Genomic DNA, 19,479 nt, shown 5'->3' with positions numbered 1-19,479 from the left:
TCACCCCATTTCAAGCGGATGAAATCATGATACCTGAAAACACACCAAAACCACCAAGTGGCCTTGGCCCCTTGGCCAAGCGTGAAATGCGCTTCGCCTATGCGCTATTATTACCGACATTCCTGATAGTGTTGTCTGTTGTACTGTTTCCGTTGTTTGCAAACGTCTGGATCAGCTTCAAGCCAGTCACACTTGGTGATCTTCGGGCTCCCTCAATCCTCGTGAACGAGCGTTTGATGGGCAAACTTGAGGCCGTTGGAGACGAGGCAGACATCCGGTATCGCATCCGCAACTCCTCCCGCAAAAGCGGAATCGCAGATGTCTCCATGACTGACACTCTGCCAGACACATTGAGCATTCTGAACGTTGATGACCGCTGCTCTATAGCTGAGGCTGTGATCGCCTGCGATCTTAGCGACTACGAGGCTGGGAAGCGCGAAGACATCATCGTACGCGTTGCCGCCACGCAAGCGTTTATTGATGCTCCGATCAACGTCAAAGAAACAGAGGCTGCGTTTGAATTCGTTCCTGAAAATATCCTTACGAACGATGACTTCACCCTCGATAACTTCCGCAAGGTGTTCGACGCATCAGACTTTTGGCCTGTATTGTGGGCTTCGCTTTATTACACGATCGCAGGCACCATCGGCGCGCTAGTGATGGGCCTGTTCGCAGCCCAATTGATGAACATGACCTTCTTCGGCCGCAGCTTTCTACGTGGGCTTTATCTGTCCCCGTATGTGGCCCCCGTTATCGCGGTTGCCCTTGCGTGGGTGCTGTTGCTTGATCCCGGTCCCGGTGGCACATTAAATGCCCTTTTGATTCAGTTGGGTGTGATTGACGGCCCGATCAGTTTCCTTGGCCAACGTGCCGTAGACATCAACATTCTTGGTATGACGTTCGAGTTTCCGGTCGCACTGACTGTTGTGATCATCTTTGAAATTTGGCGCTATTTCCCGCTGGCGATGTTGTTCATCCTTGCGCGGATGCAGTCGGTCTCTACTGATATATACGAAGCTGCTGAGATTGATGGCGCTACGCCACTTCAACAATTCCGCTTTATCTCTCTGCCGCAACTGATGGGCATTATGGCGGTTCTTTTCCTGCTGCGCTTCATTTGGACGTTCAATAAATTCGACGACATTTTCCTACTCACAGGTGGTGCGGCTGGTACGCGAACACTGACGGTCAATGTCTATGAACAGGCCTTTGCAGTGTCCAACCTAGGGGCTGGAGCGGCTGTTGCTGTGGTTGTCTTCCTGATCCTGCTGGTTTTCTCAGTGATCTTCTTCAAATTCTCACCGGAGGACGATGCATGACCCGTTTCGGTAACATTTTCTATCTATGCTTGTTGTTTGGAGCGCTTTGGGGCGCGGTTTGGACGGTGTTGATCACCTTGTTAGCCTTGTTCATTTCCGGTGAATTGTTCCAACCACAGGTCACCGCTGGCGCTGTTGCGGGTATAATATCAGCCGGTGTATTGACGTCATTCACACCAGAGAAACGATCCATAGGCATGCGCGCACTTGCGGGCTTGGTGTTCATCGTGGTGCTGACAGTTGGCTCTGGTGCGACTCCTATGGGACTTGCTCCATCAACCTATTCGATTGGCCAATTGGTGTTTCTTGTGCTGTTGGCGTGGGTTGCCTCGCAATCCATCCACCTGACAGCATTGGGCTTTGGCCCTGCAGGTGAGCGGCGCTATAACGTCGAAGTGATCTGCCTGCGTTTCATCAAGGGGTTCGGTCTTGTGGCCTTTACGATTGCCGTGGCTCTGCCATTCTTTGTCATGGTGATGATGAGTTTGAAGAACCAGCAATTGTTGCTTTCAAACCCACTGGATTTCTCGCTGAACTTCGCACAAGGCGCCGAAGCCCTGTTCCGCAGTTACATTGAGTTGTTCACACAGTACCACTTTGGCAGCTACCTGATGAATTCCGCAATAGTATCGGTGGTAACGGTGCTGATCACTTTGTTCTTCGCCGTTCCCGGCGCTTATGCGGTCGCGCGCCTTAAATTTCCCGGACAGCATTTTCTCAGCCGCTCGATCCTGTTGATCTACATGGTGCCAATGATCGTTCTGGTGATTCCGCTCTATGCAATCTTCAGTCAGCTAGGTATGCGCAATACACTATGGGGGTTGATGCTCGTCTATCCAGCCACAACTATTCCCGTGGCGCTGTACATGCTTCAAGGTTACTTTCGCGGTATACCTGCGGAACTTGAAGAAGCCGGGTTAATGGACGGTCTCACCCGCCTGAATGTCATTCGAAAAATCACCCTACCGCTCGCTTTGCCCGCCCTCGCGTCTGTAGCGCTTTACGTGTTCATGATCGCATGGAACGAATTCCTGTTCGCTTTCATGTTTCTGGACAACGTCGATCTCTACACCCTGTCGCGCGGCATTGCCGAGCTCAACTCATCCGAGGTTCCACGCCAGCACCTTATGGCGGGAGCCGTCATCGCGACTGTCCCCGTTTTGGCACTGTTCCTGTGGTTCGAACGGTTCTTGGTCGCGGGACTGACCGCAGGATCGGTGAAAGGATAACCAATGTCTCTGAAACAAATCGCAATTGATACCTTGGCCAAGAACGACCGTGGCGGATTTACGATCCCAACGGCAGGCTTGTATCCTTACCAATGGAACTGGGACAGTGCATTTGTCGCGCTTGGGATCGCGACCTATGACATAGATCGTGCGTGGTCAGAAATCACGACGCTGATCGAAGGCCAATGGCCCGATGGCATGATCCCCAGCATAATCTTTCGCAGCGATGACCCAGACTATTTTCCGGGTCCTGCCCGCTGGGGGAAAACACCCGGGGCAATCCCGTCCACGGGCGTATCCCAACCACCCGTGTTGGCCACTGTCGTGCGTCAGATCACAAGCGGACCTCAGGGTCCTGCACGTCGTGCCGAAGTTTTTGATGCAATTTTCGCTTGGCACAAATGGTTCCATGACGCGCGCACCGTCGATGGCATCGTAGCCACAGTACATCCATGGGAAACTGGGCGTGACAATTGTCCTGAATGGAATATCGGGCTCGACAAGATGGAGGTTGCGCCAGAGCTGCCGCCCTACACGCGCATGGATAACAAACACGTAAACCCAGCTTTCCGCCCCAGTCAGGAGCAATACGACAAGTACCTTACGATTGTGCATTTCGGGAACAGCATCGGTTGGGATCAACGCCGCCTAACGGACGAAGGCCCTTTCTTGATGGCTGACCCAAATATCCATTTCGTGCTGTTGCGTGCCGACAAGGATTTGCTCGCGATGGCCACCGAAATAGGTAAACCCGCAGCGGTCTGTGAGCAGATACGGGCATGGATAGCAAAGGGCGAAGCGGCGAGCGATTACCTATGGAACGATGAGCTTGGCGCGTTCACCGCTCGCGATATTCGTACCGGTGAATTCTCGAAAGGGTTCTCTAATTGCAGCGCCCTATGTTTTTACGCAGACACAGGCACGCCCGATCAACGTCGACGTACCGCTGACAACCTGCGCCGCATCGCAGGCAAGGTTGAATTCATGCTGCCCAGTTGGGATCCCGATGCGCCTGAGTTCGAGGCGCAGCGATATTGGTGTGGCCCGCTCTGGCCGCAGATGAATTATATGACTGCGCTTGGTCTCGCCGAACAGGGCGAACATGACCTTGGCCAAATCGTGCGCAATGGGCTGTGTGACGCTATCGAAAAATCGGGTTTTTGGGAATGCTTCAACCCGCTTACAGGTGAAGGATGCGTAGGCGCGAACTTCTCTTGGACAGCTGCCGTTTGGCTGTCTTGGCAACATGAAACCGAACAAAGCGATGTGGCCTAAGGCCCAACAAAAGGAAAATGACATGGGTTCTATCAGCCTAAAAGCAGTCGAAAAGTGGTTCGGTGACGTGCAAGTCATCAAGGGTATTGATCTCGATATCCAAGACGGTGAATTAATTATTTTTGTTGGCCCCTCTGGCTGCGGAAAGTCCACACTCTTGCGTATGATCGCAGGGCTTGAAGAAACCAGCCGCGGCCAAATCGCGCTGGATGGAAATGACGTCACGCATAAAGTTCCATCAGAGCGAGAACTCGCGATGGTGTTTCAATCCTATGCGCTTTACCCACACCTCAGCGTTGAAGAAAACGTAGGATTTGCTCTGAAAACTGCCGGTGCTCCGAAGGCAGAAATTGATCAGAAAGTCGGACACGCCGCCGAGATGCTAAAGCTGGACGCCTATATGGATCGTCGCCCCAAGGACCTGTCTGGCGGTCAACGCCAGCGTGTCGCCATTGGGCGCGCCATTGTCCGCAACCCCAAAGGGTTCCTCTTTGACGAACCTCTGTCCAACCTTGACGCGTCTTTACGTGTGGACATGCGGTTTGAAATTGCTCGGCTTCATAAAACACTTGAAACGACGATGGTCTATGTGACCCACGATCAGGTCGAAGCCATGACTCTTGCTGACCGCATTGTGGTTCTGAAGGACGGGCTGATCATGCAGGTTGGCACCCCGCGCGAGCTTTACGAAACTCCGAATAATGTGTTCGTCGCTCAGTTTATCGGTAGCCCCAAGATGAATCTGGTTCCTTGCAGCAATGCCGGTGATTATGTCGCTCAACCAGAGTTGAAGAAAGGAAGCGTTCAACTAGGCATTCGCCCGGAACATATCGCGATAGCCGATGCGGGCGCGGGCCATTGTGACGGCATTGTTCAAGTCAGCGAATACCTCGGCGCGGATTTCTTCCACTATGTCGATTGCGGCCCACTCGGCCTGTTGACTGTGCGTACACCCGGCGCCTTTGAAGACATCGAAGGCAAAAAGGTGGGTTTATCTTTCGAACAAGAAAACCTGCACTTCTTTGACGCGCACGACATTGCAATTCGGTAATTTAAGCAAGTGGAACTGTCGTGTTCGAATGAAAGTTGGCTTAAACGGGCACCAGGTGGGCATCAAATCGTGACAGGTTCAGGGTGTCTCGTTGGAAGGTCTTTTGTGTAGCACGATGAGATAAAGCAGAAAATTGTATGCAAAATTCATTTGGGGAATCTACGGAAATTTGTAAAACGACCTAACTAGTTGCAGCTCATAATTTCGAGCGATTTAGTTGTGTAGTTTTTCGGCTCTCATTTTGCTTAGGGACAGCAACTTCGCGAATGCGGCGTTATCGCGTAAGCTACGTCGGAATACGGGGCCAGACTGGAACGTTATTTCGTCAATTTGCGGGGACAGAGCATCCAATTCGGAACCGTGAACGGAATTAAAGAAACTGTCGGGGAGTAATGAAAGATAGTCCCCGCAGCGCAACAGCTCCAAGGCGGTTAGCATAGAGTCGCAATTAACAGAGGCTGAAATGGCCTTACCGGTGTTGTTGTGAACGGCCTCGTTGATAGTGTCCAAATAGGCCACATCGCTTTGAAACGACACCCAAGGAAATTTCAGAAGATCTTCCACAACCACTTCATCTTGACTGTGAAGCGGATGGTCGTGCCGTGCCATCACCAGAAGCTTTGACAGAAACATAGGTTCTCTAACCAAGAAAGACGGAAGAGACTCCAGCTTTTGAAAACCACCGAAAAATGCATCCAGTTGTCCAGACTTCAACAATGGGATCGCATCAGAATAGTTTCTCGCCTCGAGTTCAAATTTTAACCGTGGAAAAGACGTTTGCAAACTAGCAAGAACCGGCGGAAGGATTGACGTCATCCAGACTGGAGCTGCCGCAAGGCGCAGCGTGCCCTGTTCGCCCTCGCGCAAAGCCCGGATTTCGGATGCGGCCACAGTCGCATCTTGCAACAATTGTCTTGCGTGATCGTAGACACCTTCACCAAAGTAGGTAAGCGTAATGCCACGCCCACGTCTTTCAAACAGCGGCGCTTCCAGATCTTCTTCAAGTATCTTGATACTGCGTGTTAACGCGGCCTGAGTGACGCCGATCTGCTCTGCAGCGCGACGCATCGTGCCAGCATCAACAATGGCAACAAAGCGGGCAAAGGACTCTAGGTTTCTCAGCATATTGATTAACTAAAGTTATCAATAAATGAAAAATGTCAACTTTATTTAAATTATCAAATCCTACAATGTGACGATGAGGAAATTAAATTCGCGTCATTTTTGGGAGGATATCATGGTCAAAGCTACCACGCGCGGGCTATCGCGACGCTCATTTGTAATGGGAACGACAGCAGGTCTTGCTGCAGCAGCGTTGGGTGGTGCGGCATCTGCTCAATCTGTTCCAATGGTCAATAAAATCACATCGGGGTCAACGTTCCGCTGGATCGATTCCGGGGATCAGAAGGCGGTGTTTTACAACAAGCTTTTCCCACAGTTTGCTAAGGAACGTGACATAAGTGTTGTCTATGATGCATTGCCATGGAAGGAGATCGCTCAAGTTGTTCCATTGGGCGTTCGTAATGGGACTGCACATGACGTCTTTGCGTTGCCGCAAAACGTAAACCCAGCGGATGCCGTCGCTCAAGGTTGGGTGCAACCTTATGATGACTTCATTCCAAATATTGCGGAATGGAAAGCCGGCTTCCCGGATGGGGCTTTCTTGCCGGGTATCAATGAATTTGGCGGAAAAACCTATGGTCTGCCGTTCACTTCAAACAAGCGTTACGGGACACATCTGCTGTTCAACCGAGCTTATATGGAAGCAGCGGGCTACGATCCGGAAACCACGCCTCTGAATTGGACAGATTTCCGAGATGCAGCGCGTAAGATTACCGAAGCAGGTCAGGGCCGCTATTATGGCTTCATCATCGGCGGCTCTCAGCTGGGTCGTTGGGCCCAAACCGTGCGCAATATGGGCCGTATGGCTGGCGCCTCAGCGGGTGGAGACTCAGTGATCGAAGCAGATATTGATTTCCGCACCGGTGATTTCGTCTTTGACTCTGATCAATACGTTGCCGCAATAGAGCTTTTGATTGCGATGCAGGCTGACGGATCGATGTTCCCTGGCATCATGAGTATGAATGCACCGCAGGCTCGGGCGTTCATGCCGCAAGGTGCCGCCGGCATGATCCTACAAGGCCCATGGAATATTCCAGGCTGGGAAGGCAATCATCCAGATTTTGACTTTGGTGTCGCCTCTGGCCCGGTGCCTGATGAGGGCCCGGTTGGTAAGCTGACGATTGGTCAGGGTGCTGCTGCGCCGAACACGATGTGGCTTTTCTCTGGATCTCAAAACGGCGCAATCGCAGGCGAAATCTTCCATTATCTGGGAACGGTTCAAGGTCAAACAGATTGGGCGAATATCGTGGGTGCTGGTGACCCGCCGATCTTTGCGGAAGCAATCCAGCGGGCTGACATGAGTGGGCGTGCGAAGGCAGTCTTGAACATGTTCAATGACCAAATCCGCGTTGGGCCAAATCCAGTGGTCGGTAATGGTGACCTGGCAAAGGTCATCGGCGCTTTCCAAGCTCCTGAGATCAACTTTGCGCGCACTGTCCAAGGTCTGGTTGCCGGAGAGTTAAAAGGCGTGGCGTCTGAAATGAAGGCCCTAAAGGACCGCTACAATTCGGCACTTGATGCAGCCTTTGCGGCAGCAAAAGCGGACGGCGCGGCTGTTGACCGTTCCGACCTAGTGTTCTCAAACTGGAACCCAGACGTCGACTTCGGCGCATCTGACTATTCCTAAACTCCCAAGGGTGAGCGCCTTTATTACTTTGTGCGCTCACCTTTCAAGAATAACCTGAGGCACTTATGCGGCTCCTCCAAACTTTTCATAAACTTCGCTATCACTATCTGATGCTCTTACCCGGGCTGGTGCTGGGCGGTATGTTTGTTTTTTACCCCATCTTTGCTGCGTTGTTTTATGCGCTGCACGATTGGTCAGGCTTTAACTCGGATCTGGTGTTCGTCGGATTGGGTAACTTTGTTGCACTGTTTCATGATCCGATCTTTTGGGACGCGTTTAAACGCTCAATGATCTTTCTGCTGGGGACCGTACCACTTCAAATGGGTTTGTCGCTTGTGCTTGCTGTTCTTTTGAACAACCAGCTCTTAAAGCTTTCCAGCTTTTTCCGGACCATGGTGTTCCTGCCTGTCGTGACTCCTGTTGCCGTGATGGGCATCGTCTGGACCTTTCTGTTGAGCCCGTTCAACGGCCCAATTAATGGGATTCTGCTGGATCTTGGTATGATTTCTCGCCCCATCGACTTTTTGGGTAAAAGCGAGAATGTCATGGGGTCGGTCATCCTAGTTTACGTTTGGAAGTGGCTAGGGCTGACCATGATCTATTGGCTTGCCGCACTTCAAACGGTGCCGGATGAGGTCTATGACGCGGCACGGCTGGATAACTGCAGGGGCGCGCGTTTAATCCGCCATGTGGTACTGCCGATCATTCTGCCCTTTGCCTTGGCGATCCTTCTGATCTCTGCCGTAGGTGCGTTGAATGTTTTTCCGCTGATCATGTCCATGACCAACGGAGGTCCGTTTTTTGCCTCTGAAGTGATGGAAATCTTTATCTATCGCACAGCATTCGCGACCGGTGATGGATCGATCCCAAGACTTGGTTATGCCGCAGCCGCAGGTGTGTTGTTTGGCGGTGTCGTTCTTGCGCTGACCATTGTCCAGGCGCTGGCGAGCCGCGCTTCGAAAGGCAAAGTGGAGGGGGCGACGACATGAGGCATCTATTGAACCCCATGCGCTGGATTTTTGGTGATCACCGGCCAACGCGCCAAGTCGCACTGATCTCAACTTTGCTAACGGTGGTGTGTCTGATTTGGATCTATCCTTTTCTTTGGATGATTTCCACTAGCCTGAAATCTAATGCCGAAATCTTTGCAAATCCGGGGTTGATCCCGCGGGGCTTTGCCATCGAAAATTATCAGCGCGCATGGACCGAAGCCCATATGGGCAGTTATTTCGTAAACACTCTGCTGGTGACGGTTGGTTCCGTTATTATCGTCACGCTTTGTACGTCTACTTTGGGCTATGTCCTTGGGCGATTTAAATTCCCCGGTCGGAATGTCATTTTCTTCGGCTTCGTCGCGACGGTCTTTATCCCGCAGGGGTTCACGATCATCCCAGTGTTCGAATTGTTGACGTGGCTGGGCCTGTCGTCAAACCTTTACGGCCTAACGCTTGCAACATCCGGCCATGCGATGGTGATCTTTGTGATCCTCTTTGCAGGGTACTTTAGCCAGTTACCGAAAGAGCTTGAAGAGGCTGCGCGGGTGGATGGTGTCAGCTTTTTGCAAACATTCTGGTATGTGATGCTGCCTCTCGCCCGCCCGATGGTGGTAACGGTTGTGATTATGCAGGTTTTGCATTCGTGGAATGACTTCCTGCTACCCTTGGTCGTTACACTGGCCAACCCAGCAATCCGTACCCTGTCTGTGGGGCTTTACGCCTTCAAGGGTGAGCAGTTCATCGATTGGACAGGCATGGCAGCGGCGGCCACGATTTCGGTCATACCTGTCGTCGTGCTTTTCATACTTTTGCAACGCTATTTCATTAACGGCCTTTCTGGCGCGGTAAAGGGGTGATCCTTTGACCAAACGTCCAAATATCCTTTTGATCACAACCGATCAGCAGCATTTCACGGCATTGGGGGCGACAAACCCCGCGATCAAAACGCCTAATATTGATCGGCTGTGCGAGATGGGAACGCGCTTTGATCGCGCCTATTGCCCTAGCCCTGTGTGCACACCTTCGAGGGCGAGCATTATCACCGGCCAATACCCTTCGCAGCACGGGGCTTGGACCATCGGAGTGAAACTGCCTGAGGAAACCCCAACGGTGGGCGCTATGCTCTCGGAGGCAGGGTATAAAACTGGGTTGATTGGTAAGGCGCATTTCCAGCCACTGGCCGGAGAATCTTTGGAAAAACAACCCATCCTGCGCGATATTGATTTCTGGCGAGGTTTTACCGGCCCGTTCTATGGGTTTGATCACATCGAATTGGTTCGAAATCATGCAGACGAGGCGCATGTTGGTCAGCATTATGCCGCTTGGATGGAAGATCGCGGATTGGCGGATTGGCAGGAGTATTTCCAACCCTTGCCCGGCAAGAGTTCGAAACATGCCCCCAAAAAAGCAGAAAACGCACCCTATTGGGCCCGCGAAGAACGTAGTTGGGCCTTGCCCGAAGACATGCACTATACGCCTTGGATCGGAGATCGCTCTTTAGCGTTTATCGAGGCCTCACAGAAGGAGTCCTCTCCCTTCTTCCTGTGGACCTCTTTCCCTGATCCCCATCCGCCTTACACAGTGCCAGAACCTTGGGCGTCAATGTATGACCCAGAGGATATGGAACCGGGTGAGGTGGCTCCTGGCGAGCACGAGAGAAATCCACGTCATTTCGCGATGACGCAACAGCCGTCACCGGACTTCGACGACTGGCATGTGCCATATGAAGCGCACGGCTGCGACAGCCACCTGTACGACAAAGAGGCGCTGAAAAAGGACATGGCTGTCTATTACGGCATGATGTCGTTTCTGGATCAACAGATAGGCCGCATTTTGGATCACTTGGAAAGCAATGATCTTCTCAAAAACACACTGATCGTTTTCACCACCGATCATGGCCATTTTCTTGGGCAACATGGTTTAGTGGCGAAAGGTCCATTCCACTATGAGGACATGCTGCGTATTCCCTTTGCCGCGTGCTGGCCCGGACGTATTCCCGCGTCAGGCGTTTGTCAGGATATTCAAAGCCTTATCGATTTAACGCCGACGTTCCTTGAAGCGGCTGGTGTGAAAATCCCGGGGGGTGTTCAGGGTGTCTCCCAATTGGGTGCCTGGGAGAGAAAGGCAAAGGCCCCACGCCGCTTTGCGATCTGCGAGAATAGGCACAATCCGGAAAATCCTCATGTCACAAGTTATATTGAGCAGAGATATAAAATTTCAGTCTATCGTACGGGTGAAGATGGCGAACTGTTTGATCTTGAAAACGACCCGAATGAGCTGACCAATCTGTGGCATGAGCCAAGCTGCGTGGATATCAAATCCGCCATGTTGGAGCGTATGGTGCAAGGTTTTCTGCAGTCAGAACCCATGAAAATGCCGAGGCTCGCTCAAGCGTGAAACTGGACCTGTCGCGGATTGGTTCCGCTCCTTTGACTTGGTATTTTGCCTCAAAGGAGCAACGAAATGGCATCACCACAACGAACCCCAGAATTCCGCGCAGAAGCGCTTCGCATAGCTTTAATTAGCGGACTGTCGCGCAAGCAGGTTGCGGCTGATCTTGGCGTTTTCAACGCTGAGCCGCTGGATACAACAAGATCAGCACAGCCCTGAAAAACCAACCGCACAATCCGACTTGGAACGCGATCTGGCGGAGCTTCGAAAAGAAAACCGCCTACTGCGCGAGGAGAGGGAAGTGTTAAAAAAGCCACCCAGTTCTTTGCGGAGCGAAGCAAATGAGGTTCGCGTTTATTGCAAAGAATAAGGATATGCTGCCTGTCAATCGGCTGTGTCAAATTATGGACGTTAGCCCGCGTGGCTATCGTGCCTTTTGTTCCCGGCCGTTGAGTACCAGTCAGCGTAAAGATTTGGTGGTGCTGGCACATATAAGAGAACAGTTTGCCCTATCTCTGGGCAGTTATGGTCGCCCCAGAATGACCGAAGAATTGAAGGAGGTCGGCGTTGACGTAGGACACCGTCGTGTTGGTCGCGTTCCTTGGGCAAATGATCTCCCAGATCATCTGCCGAACCCTCGTCACTGCGTGAGAACAGCATTTGTGTCGAAAGGTCAAAGAAATACAAGGTGACTACTGACAGCAACCACAAGTTCAATATCGCGCCAAACCTGCTGGATCGCGACTTCAATGCTGAAAAGCCAAACCAGAAATGGGCTGGCCCCTCTCGGGACATTTGCTGTGCAAATACCCTGCCGGGCAATGGACATCAGCGAAGTGTGGACGCGTGAGGGTTGGCTGTACCTGGCTGTCATCCTTGATCTGCACTCTAGGCGCGTGATCGGCTGGGCCGTTAGCAACCGCATGAAGCGCGATCTGGCAATCCGAGCCTTGGAAATGGCGATCAATCTACGCAAACCGCCTAAAGGTTGTATCCATCACACGGATCGCGGGTCGCAATATTGCTCACATGACTACCAGAAGATCCTGCGTAGGCATGGGTTCAAAGCATCCCCTCTCATGCATGTAAACATGCACTGCCGGGCAGTGGATGTCTGGGAAAGGGAATTGTTTTGACAACGCCGCAGTTGAGACGTTCTTCAAGACGATTAAGACGGAGCTGTTCTGGCGGCAATCTTGGGCCACCCGACGCACCGCTGAATTGGCAATCTTCAACTACATAAATGGCTTCTATAACGCCCGCAGAAAACACTCAGCACTGGGTTGGAAAAGCCCCGTCGTTTTCGAACGGAAAAGTGGCTTGAACTGGCACATGGGGCGGCACGAAAGCGAGACAGGTCCATTCTACGCGTCGGTTGGAAGGAGGAAGTTTGCGGCAAGTGATTGAAACAGCGCAAATTTCGAAATTTGGTGAAAGTTTCCGCGCGTTAATTTATAGTGAAAGAGAATAATGGACGTGAGTTAATTCGTTCGAAAGTTGATAGCTGTAAAATGGGCCCTTTCATGAAGAGCAAAAAAATAAGAAACATGGAAGATTTTGCTGCCGTCAGCGGTATTTCCCGGCCGACACTTTCAAAATTTTTTAATGACCCTGGCAGCGTTCGCGTTTCCACCAAAAAACGGATTGAGGAAGCATTAGAAAAATACGACTACCAACCTAATCTTTACGCAATAAACCAAAATCGGCGACTGACCAAAAACATTGGAGTAGTGGTTCCCTATCTCTCTGATCCCTTTTTTGCGAAAATTGCGAGGGTCATCGAAGATAACATTCTGGAAACGGGGTACAAACCTGTTCTATTGGGTTCACACGGCCGACCCGAATTGGAAATCGAAAACCTCGAAAACCTCCGCAGCATTAAACCAGCCGGTGTTTTATTAGCGCCTCTAGGACGAGCCTCTGATCGAGCGCATGTTGATACGTTCTGTAATGATGTGCCAAGTGTGCTGTTTGACGCTAATATCGACGGAATTGGAGCGCCTTTCGTTGGCTCTAATAACGAACAAAGTGTTGGGATCATGGTGGATTATCTGTGCCGTACCGGCGAACCGCCAACCTTCTTTGAGATGAAATCACCGACAAACCCAAACGCTTTCAAACGTCGTAATGCCTATATCGCGTCGATGGAAGCGTTAGGTCATGAACCGAATTTGATCCAAGCGGCCGGTGAGGGGTGGGAATTTGAAGAGATCGGCTTTCAAGAAGGGCGGCGCGTCGTGCGAGGGGGCAAGCTTCCAACCAACACAATTCTGTGCAGTAATGATCGACTTGCTATTGGGTTTCTGTCAGCCGCTTTCGAAGAAGGTGTGCGCGTAGGTCTAGAGCCTGAATGTACGTTGCGCGTAGCTGGACACGATGACCATCCATTTTCGCGATATACTTGTCCAACCTTAACGACAGTGTCTCAGGATTATGAGGCCATTGCTAAACGGAGTGTAGAGACTTTGTTTGAAAGGATTGAGGGGAAAACTACAGCCGATTCGCAAGAGGAAACCTTATTTGATGGGCGACTGGTAATGAGGGCCTCGGCGTAAGTATCAGAGGTTAAAGGAAATTTATAAAACTTTACTCGCGTAAAGAATTAATTTGACGCGAGAAGATATTTGTCGCTACTTTAGATGCAACATCGATTACGGGAGGAATAGGATGTTTAAAAAGAACGCACTTCGTGCAGCAACTGCCATGTCGCTTATTGGGGCAGGCAGCGTATCAGCCGAGACACTCACAATTGCGATCGTGAACAACGGTCACATGATCAACATGCAGACAGTTGCAGAGGCCTACACACAAGAGACAGGCGTCGAACTGAACTGGGTTTCGCTAGAAGAAGGTGTTCTTCGCGAGCAGGTAACCTCTGACACCGCAACAGGTGGCGGGCAGTATGACATCATCAACATCGGCATGCAGGAAGCCCCGATTTGGGGTGCAGCAGGCTGGATTGAACCGCTGAACTTCTCAGCTGACTATGATGTCGACGATATTCTACCAGCGATGCGCAACGGTTTGTCCCACGAGGGTCAGCTTTACGCAGCACCATTCTATGGTGAATCTTCGATGGTGATGTATCGCAAAGACCTGATGGATGCAGCAGGTGTATCTATCACAGACAACGACAGCTGGGACAACGTGAAGGCAGCAGCCGCAGCAATTCACGATCCAGCAAATGGCGTTTATGGCGCATGCCTTCGCGGTAAGCCGGGTTGGGGCGACAACATGGCGTTTATCACCACTGTTGTGAACTCTTTCGGTGGCGCGTGGTTTGATGCCGATATGCGTCCAGTTCTGGACAGCGCGGAATGGAACGCGGCGATCAACTTCTACGTCGACCTATTGGGTAACTATGGCCCTCCAGGTTCTGAAGGGAACTCGTTCAATGAAATCCTTGCGCTTTATAACGAAGGCAAATGCGGCATGTGGATTGATGCCACAATCGCGGCATCCTTCCTAGAAGTTGACGGTGTGGCTTACGCGCAATCACCAAATGCAGGTAACCCAGTTGGTGCAAACTGGCTGTGGGCGTGGGCAATGGCGATCCCTGCGGGGTCTCCGAACGCTGAAGCAGCGGCTGACTTTATCGAGTGGGCAACATCAAAAGACTACGTAAAAGCAGTTGGTAACCATGCTGAGTTTGGATGGGGTTCTGTTCCAACTGGTCAACGTGCGTCAACCTACGCGATCCCTGAGTTCCAAGCAGCAGCAGGCTTTGCGGCAGCTGAATTGGCAGCAATCGAAAGCGCGGCACCGGGTGCAACCGATCTGAAGCCTTATGTTGGTGTTCAGTTCGCAGCGATCCCAGAATTCCCAGAAGTCGGCTCTGCCGTCGCTCAGGAAATGGCCGCAGCTCTGTCGGGTGCCAAGTCTGTAGAGGATGCACTTGCAGCGTCGCAAAAGGCAGCGGACTCGATCATGAAAGAGGCTGGCTACTACGACTAAGCTACTCTGGAGGGTCCGGTTTGTACCGGGCTCTCCCACCAATCCCCTTGTCCGATTTGCTAAATAGCCTCGGCGACGCCTAACATCCAAATATTCGTAACCCCAACATCACGAGCAAAACGTAAAAGACGTTTTGCCTGGAGGATAGGATCATGTCTGACAGAAAGCTCCCCCGCCTTCTTCAAACACCCGCGGTGCTTTTGCTTTTAGTATGGATGCTAATCCCTCTAGGGATGACGCTGTACTTCTCGTTTATTCGCTACGTTTTAAATAGCTTACGTCGCCCAGAGTGGACGACGCCGAGTTTCAGCAACTGGCGCGGCTTTGGTAACTATGAATTTGTTTTAAAATCCAAAGACTTCTTGTTTGCTATTCAGAACAGCTTGTTCATCGTTTGCAGCATTCTGTTTCTAACCGTCATTCTGGGCGTGTTGATCGCCGTACTTATCAACAAAAGCTTTCCGGGGCAGGGCATCGTCCGGGTGCTTTTGATCTCACCGTTCTTTGTGATGCCTGCTGTGAATGCGGTTTTGTGGATTAACATGATCCTTGATCCGGTTCTTGGTCTGCAAGGTATTGCGGTTGGCGGCATCAATGACATGATCACAGGCCTTAAAGACGCGCCGTTGGTCGGATGGTTCTTTAGCATGTGGCCCGAGCTGCACCCGATTTCGTTCCGAGCGACGCAAACTTCGGCCTACGCCGTTATCATCATGGTGACGTGGCAATGGACACCCTTTGCTGTATTAATTTTCATGACTTCTTTGCAATCGGAAGACCAGCAGCAGAAAGAAGCCGCTGTACTTGATGGGGCAAACACTTGGTCGCAATTTCGCTTTCTCACCTTGCCGCATTTGGCACGCCCAATCGCAATCGTGGTGATGATCCAGGCGATCTTTCACCTGTCGCTATACGCCGAGATCGAAATCGTAAGCCGCGGAAACGGCAATAAAAACCTGCCTTACTTGATAGGTGAATTTGCCAACAACAACATCGGTGCAGCAAGTGCCACAGGCATCTTTGCAGTCATCCTCGCCAACATCGTCGCAATCTTTTTGCTGCGCATGATTGGCAAGACACTCATGGAATAAGAGGACCAGACAATGGCAATCGTTGCAAAAACTTCGAGGTTCGGAAAATACGGACGGCCGACATTGGCCTGGGTCGTTGGGCTGTTCTTCTTCTTCCCCATCTTCTGGATGGTGCTAACCAGCTTTAAGACCGACGCCGACGCGGTGAAACCGGAACACCTGATCTTTTTCAAACCAACCTTCGACAACTACATCAACATGACCGAAAATTACGACTATTGGCGCTTTGCTAAGAACTCGGTCATCACCGCGGTTATGGCCACAGTCTTTACGCTGTTCGTTGGTATCCCGTGTGCATATGCCATGGCGTTTAACCCAAGCCGCGCGACTAAAGACGTGTTGATGTGGATGCTGTCGACCAAAATGCTGCCAGCCGCGGCGGTGCTTTATCCGATGACATTTATCACCAAAAGTGCCGGGCTGTTTGATACGCATTTCTTGATCATCTTGGTGCTCAGTCTGATCAACATGCCCATCGTGATCTGGATGTTATTCACCTACTTCAAAGAGATCCCAAAAGACATCATCGAAGCGGGTCAAATGGATGGCGCAAACACTTGGGGCGAAATCAAAGAAATCCTCATTCCGCTCGCCTGGGGTGGGATCGCCTCAACGGCGTTGCTCTGCTTCATCTTCTGCTGGAACGAGGCATATTGGACCGTTCGTCTGACAACAACAGATGCAGCAACGCTCTCTAAACTCATCGAAGGCAACCGCGCCCCTGAGGGCCTGTTCTTTGGTCGCCTCTCCGCAGTATCGGCGGCCGCCGTCGGACCCATCGTTGTATTGGGATGGTTTTGCCAGAAACAACTTGTCCAAGGTTTGACCTTTGGCGCTGTGAAATAAGGAAAGACAATGGGACGTATCGTATTGAAAAACGTGACCAAGACGTTTGGTGAAACGCAGGTCATACCGCCATTGGATCTTACGATCGAAGATGGAGAGTTCGCAGTGTTCGTTGGCCCGTCGGGCTGTGGTAAGTCGACCTTGCTGCGCATGATTGCTGGTCTCGAAGATTTGACCTCTGGCGCTATTGAGATCGAAGGAGAAGATGCAACCGATGTGCCGCCAGCGAAACGTGGACTGGCCATGGTGTTCCAATCCTATGCGCTTTACCCACATATGTCGGTGCGCAAAAATATTGGCTTTCCGCTGCGTATGGCCAAGATGGAACAGCCCGAAATTGATGAACGGGTCGAGACAGCGGCCAAGTCGCTAAACCTCATGGATTACCTAGATCGCAAACCCGCTGATCTGTCGGGTGGTCAACGTCAGCGCGTCGCCATTGGCCGCGCCATCGTGCGCGAACCCGAGGCGTTTTTGTTCGACGAACCCCTATCAAACCTAGATGCAGCGCTGCGTGTAGGGATGCGTCTTGAGATTGGTGAACTGCATGAACGGCTAAAGACCACCATGATCTACGTGACCCATGATCAGGTCGAAGCGATGACAATGGCCAACAAAATCGTTGTGTTGCGTGCCGGTGTGATCGAACAGGTCGGCTCTCCGCTTGAGCTATATCATAAACCACGCAATGTCTTCGTTGCAGGTTTTATTGGATCTCCAAAAATGAACATTTTTTCTGGCACTGAAGCCGAGAAAATGGGAGCTGCAACGATTGGTATTCGTCCAGAACATACCGGTGTCAGCATGACAGATGGCATGTGGAAAGGCCGCGTTGGTGTGGCAGAACACCTTGGCTCTGATACGTTTATTCATGTTCACGACACGGGTCTTGCTGACATGATCACTGTTCGTATCACCGGAGACATCGCGGTGAAGCATGGCGATACGATTTACCTCACACCACAGGCTGATCAAATTCATAAATTTGATGCGCAGGGCCTAAGAATTTAATGATGTGCGCGACAGAAAATATGCAGAGCATCGTGCTGTCAGATGCAAATCTGCCGAGCTTGCCCAAGGATATTCCGCATCCGAACTATGACCGGACACAGCTTCAACCGGGAATAGTCCACATTGGAGTCGGGAACTTTCATCGTGCTCATCAGGCGTGGTATTTGCATCAATTGATGCAAAATGGGCTCGCACATGATTGGGCTATCATTGGTGCTGGAGTCCGTTCCTATGATGCGGCCATGCGTGAGCGCCTTGTGGCGCAAGACTGTTTAACGACGCTGATCGAAGTTTCGGCGGGTGGACCGTCGGCTGAAGTTGTCGGTTCTATGATCGACTACCTACCGATAGAAGAGGACTGTGCGACATTGATCCGCCAGATGGCGGATCCTGCAATTCGCATCGTTTCTCTTACCGTGACCGAAGGGGGCTATTTTATTGCGCCAACCGATGGAGGGTTTGAAACTGGCCATCTTGATATTCAACACGATGTAGCGCACCCAGAAGCACCGCGCACTGCTTTTGGTGCCATTGTCGCTGCATTAAACGTGCGGCGACAAACCGGGGCAGGGGCTTTCACGGTTCTCAGCTGTGACAATCTTCGTGGCAATGGCACGATCACACGGCAAACAGTGGTGTCACTGGCGCGCCAGAGTAATCCGGGCTTAGCTGATTGGATTTCCGCACATTGTAGCTTTCCAAATTCCATGGTTGACTGCATTGTGCCGGCCACGGGGCCAAGTGAACTCGACATGGTACGAGGGTTGGGCATCGAAGACGCCGCGCCTGTCACGCATGAAAGCTATCGTCAGTGGGTGATCGAGGATGATTTTTGCGCAGGGCGACCTGAACTGGAAGAAGCTGGTGCGATCCTGACCGACGATGTTCACAATTACGAAGCGATGAAAATTCGTATTTTGAATGCAGGGCACCAAGTTTTGGCCAATGTCGGAGAGCTATTGTCTGTGGACACCATAGCGCAATGCATGGCCCACCCGTTGATATCTGAATTTTTTCATAAAGTTGAACACGAAGAAATCGTGCCGTACGTCGCGCCGGTTCCAGACATGAGCCCTGCCGATTATACCGAATTAATTGCCTCCCGGTTTTCCAACCCGCAAATTCGCGACACCACGCGACGGGTGGCGTTTGATGGCTCTTCGCGACACCCTGAATTCATCCTTCCCATTCTAAAGGATGCTTTGGCAGCAAACGGCTCAGTCAAGGGTCTAGCCTTGGTAGAGGCCCTATGGGCACGAATGTGCGCAGGTATACGCGACGACGGTTCGCAAATCCAAGACAATGATCCAATTTGGCCGCACCTGTCCGTGGCAGCCAAAGCAAGCGAGTTCAATCCAAAGAAGTGGTTAGAACAGCGCCAGATTTACGGAAATTTGGCAGACGACCCAGTATTTGCGTCAACTTTTTGCCACTGGCTAGAGCTCATTTGGAGCGAAGGTAGCGCATCAGCAGTGGAGGTATACCTTGGGCATACCAAAACCACTTAAGTTGAGGGCAAAGAATAATCCTATGTTGCGGTGAAACCTTGATTGATATGATCCCGTGAA

Annotated in this window: 15 protein-coding genes and 1 pseudogene; 15 read left to right on the top strand and 1 reads right to left on the bottom strand. The window is 51.5% G+C overall.

Annotation, left to right across the window (positions count from 1 at the left end):
* The first annotated feature begins 26 nt into the window (after positions 1 to 26).
* From Q4544_RS12265 to Q4544_RS12250, 4 genes are read left to right on the top strand one after another with little or no spacing between them, the layout of a single operon-like run.
* Positions 27 to 1,319 carry a carbohydrate ABC transporter permease gene (locus Q4544_RS12265; protein WP_303506681.1) on the top strand — a complete coding sequence of 431 codons (1,293 nt, stop codon included), beginning with the start codon at positions 27 to 29 and terminating at the stop codon, positions 1,317 to 1,319.
* Complete coding sequence (locus Q4544_RS12260) at positions 1,316 to 2,548, top strand: carbohydrate ABC transporter permease (RefSeq protein ID WP_303506679.1); 1,233 nt, start codon at positions 1,316 to 1,318, stop codon at positions 2,546 to 2,548. Before Q4544_RS12265 ends, Q4544_RS12260 begins: the two co-directional genes overlap by 4 nt.
* 3 nt (positions 2,549 to 2,551) lie before the next feature.
* Complete coding sequence (locus tag Q4544_RS12255; RefSeq protein ID WP_303506677.1) at positions 2,552 to 3,823, top strand: MGH1-like glycoside hydrolase domain-containing protein; 1,272 nt, start codon at positions 2,552 to 2,554, stop codon at positions 3,821 to 3,823.
* Between the two features lie 22 nt (positions 3,824 to 3,845).
* Entirely contained in the window at positions 3,846 to 4,874 is a 1,029-nt protein-coding gene (locus tag Q4544_RS12250) for an ABC transporter ATP-binding protein (RefSeq protein WP_303506675.1), read from the top strand.
* Between the two features lie 213 nt (positions 4,875 to 5,087).
* Here Q4544_RS12250 and Q4544_RS12245 read toward each other — a convergent pair whose 3' ends face one another.
* Entirely contained in the window at positions 5,088 to 5,999 is a 912-nt protein-coding gene (locus Q4544_RS12245; RefSeq protein ID WP_303506673.1) for a LysR family transcriptional regulator, read from the bottom strand.
* Positions 6,000 to 6,111: 112 nt separating this feature from the next.
* On the opposite strand from Q4544_RS12245, the gene Q4544_RS12240 reads away from it, so the two are divergent.
* The 11 genes and pseudogenes from Q4544_RS12240 (at position 6,112) to Q4544_RS12190 (ending at position 19,419) form a co-directional block, all read left to right on the top strand.
* A complete protein-coding gene (locus tag Q4544_RS12240) occupies positions 6,112 to 7,623 on the top strand; it encodes an ABC transporter substrate-binding protein (protein ID WP_303506671.1) in 1,512 nt (503 codons plus the stop codon).
* 140 nt (positions 7,624 to 7,763) lie between these two features.
* Positions 7,764 to 8,612, top strand: coding sequence for a carbohydrate ABC transporter permease (locus Q4544_RS12235; RefSeq protein ID WP_303506669.1), 849 nt, complete (start codon positions 7,764 to 7,766; stop codon positions 8,610 to 8,612).
* Positions 8,609 to 9,475: a carbohydrate ABC transporter permease gene (locus Q4544_RS12230; RefSeq protein ID WP_303506667.1), complete on the top strand. Its 867-nt coding sequence runs from the start codon at positions 8,609 to 8,611 to the stop codon at positions 9,473 to 9,475. The genes Q4544_RS12235 and Q4544_RS12230 overlap by 4 nt, the downstream gene beginning before the upstream one ends.
* A 4-nt stretch (positions 9,476 to 9,479) precedes the next feature.
* Positions 9,480 to 11,015, top strand: coding sequence for a sulfatase (locus Q4544_RS12225; protein ID WP_303506664.1), 1,536 nt, complete (start codon positions 9,480 to 9,482; stop codon positions 11,013 to 11,015).
* Positions 11,016 to 11,081: 66 nt separating this feature from the next.
* Positions 11,082 to 12,323 (top strand): annotated as a pseudogene (locus Q4544_RS12220) (IS3 family transposase); the annotation flags it as partial.
* 209 nt (positions 12,324 to 12,532) lie between these two features.
* Positions 12,533 to 13,564 (top strand): LacI family DNA-binding transcriptional regulator, encoded by a 1,032-nt coding sequence (locus Q4544_RS12215; RefSeq protein ID WP_303506662.1) that lies wholly within the window; start codon positions 12,533 to 12,535, stop codon positions 13,562 to 13,564.
* Between the two features lie 148 nt (positions 13,565 to 13,712).
* Positions 13,713 to 14,963 (top strand): sugar ABC transporter substrate-binding protein, encoded by a 1,251-nt coding sequence (locus Q4544_RS12210; protein WP_303506706.1) that lies wholly within the window; start codon positions 13,713 to 13,715, stop codon positions 14,961 to 14,963.
* A 152-nt stretch (positions 14,964 to 15,115) separates the two neighbouring features.
* Positions 15,116 to 16,054: a carbohydrate ABC transporter permease gene (locus tag Q4544_RS12205; protein ID WP_303506660.1), complete on the top strand. Its 939-nt coding sequence runs from the start codon at positions 15,116 to 15,118 to the stop codon at positions 16,052 to 16,054.
* Between the two features lie 12 nt (positions 16,055 to 16,066).
* The gene (locus tag Q4544_RS12200) at positions 16,067 to 16,900 is read left to right on the top strand and encodes a carbohydrate ABC transporter permease (RefSeq protein WP_303506658.1); all 834 of its coding nucleotides are present in this window, start codon (positions 16,067 to 16,069) and stop codon (positions 16,898 to 16,900) included.
* 9 nt (positions 16,901 to 16,909) lie between these two features.
* Positions 16,910 to 17,911, top strand: a complete 1,002-nt coding sequence (locus Q4544_RS12195; protein WP_303506656.1) for an ABC transporter ATP-binding protein — start codon at positions 16,910 to 16,912, stop codon at positions 17,909 to 17,911.
* A gap of 2 nt (positions 17,912 to 17,913) precedes the next feature.
* Positions 17,914 to 19,419: a mannitol dehydrogenase family protein gene (locus Q4544_RS12190; protein ID WP_407063045.1), complete on the top strand. Its 1,506-nt coding sequence runs from the start codon at positions 17,914 to 17,916 to the stop codon at positions 19,417 to 19,419.
* Positions 19,420 to 19,479 lie beyond the last annotated feature (60 nt).

The sequence above is a fragment of the Cognatishimia sp. 1_MG-2023 genome, from assembly GCF_030548175.1.
In the GTDB taxonomy this organism is placed as follows: Bacteria; Pseudomonadota; Alphaproteobacteria; order Rhodobacterales; family Rhodobacteraceae; genus Cognatishimia.
This window is presented reverse-complemented; position numbering and strand designations above follow the sequence as displayed.

Coding starts and splice junctions, on each gene's coding strand:
- Q4544_RS12265 (WP_303506681.1), top strand. CDS start 27: ATGATACCTGAAAACACACCAAAACCACCAAGTGGCCTTGGCCCCTTG.
- Q4544_RS12260 (WP_303506679.1), top strand. CDS start 1,316: ATGACCCGTTTCGGTAACATTTTCTATCTATGCTTGTTGTTTGGAGCG.
- Q4544_RS12255 (WP_303506677.1), top strand. CDS start 2,552: ATGTCTCTGAAACAAATCGCAATTGATACCTTGGCCAAGAACGACCGT.
- Q4544_RS12250 (WP_303506675.1), top strand. CDS start 3,846: ATGGGTTCTATCAGCCTAAAAGCAGTCGAAAAGTGGTTCGGTGACGTG.
- Q4544_RS12245 (WP_303506673.1), bottom strand. CDS start 5,999: ATGCTGAGAAACCTAGAGTCCTTTGCCCGCTTTGTTGCCATTGTTGAT.
- Q4544_RS12240 (WP_303506671.1), top strand. CDS start 6,112: ATGGTCAAAGCTACCACGCGCGGGCTATCGCGACGCTCATTTGTAATG.
- Q4544_RS12235 (WP_303506669.1), top strand. CDS start 7,764: ATGTTTGTTTTTTACCCCATCTTTGCTGCGTTGTTTTATGCGCTGCAC.
- Q4544_RS12230 (WP_303506667.1), top strand. CDS start 8,609: ATGAGGCATCTATTGAACCCCATGCGCTGGATTTTTGGTGATCACCGG.
- Q4544_RS12215 (WP_303506662.1), top strand. CDS start 12,533: ATGAAGAGCAAAAAAATAAGAAACATGGAAGATTTTGCTGCCGTCAGC.
- Q4544_RS12210 (WP_303506706.1), top strand. CDS start 13,713: ATGTCGCTTATTGGGGCAGGCAGCGTATCAGCCGAGACACTCACAATT.
- Q4544_RS12205 (WP_303506660.1), top strand. CDS start 15,116: ATGTCTGACAGAAAGCTCCCCCGCCTTCTTCAAACACCCGCGGTGCTT.
- Q4544_RS12200 (WP_303506658.1), top strand. CDS start 16,067: ATGGCAATCGTTGCAAAAACTTCGAGGTTCGGAAAATACGGACGGCCG.
- Q4544_RS12195 (WP_303506656.1), top strand. CDS start 16,910: ATGGGACGTATCGTATTGAAAAACGTGACCAAGACGTTTGGTGAAACG.
- Q4544_RS12190 (WP_407063045.1), top strand. CDS start 17,914: ATGTGCGCGACAGAAAATATGCAGAGCATCGTGCTGTCAGATGCAAAT.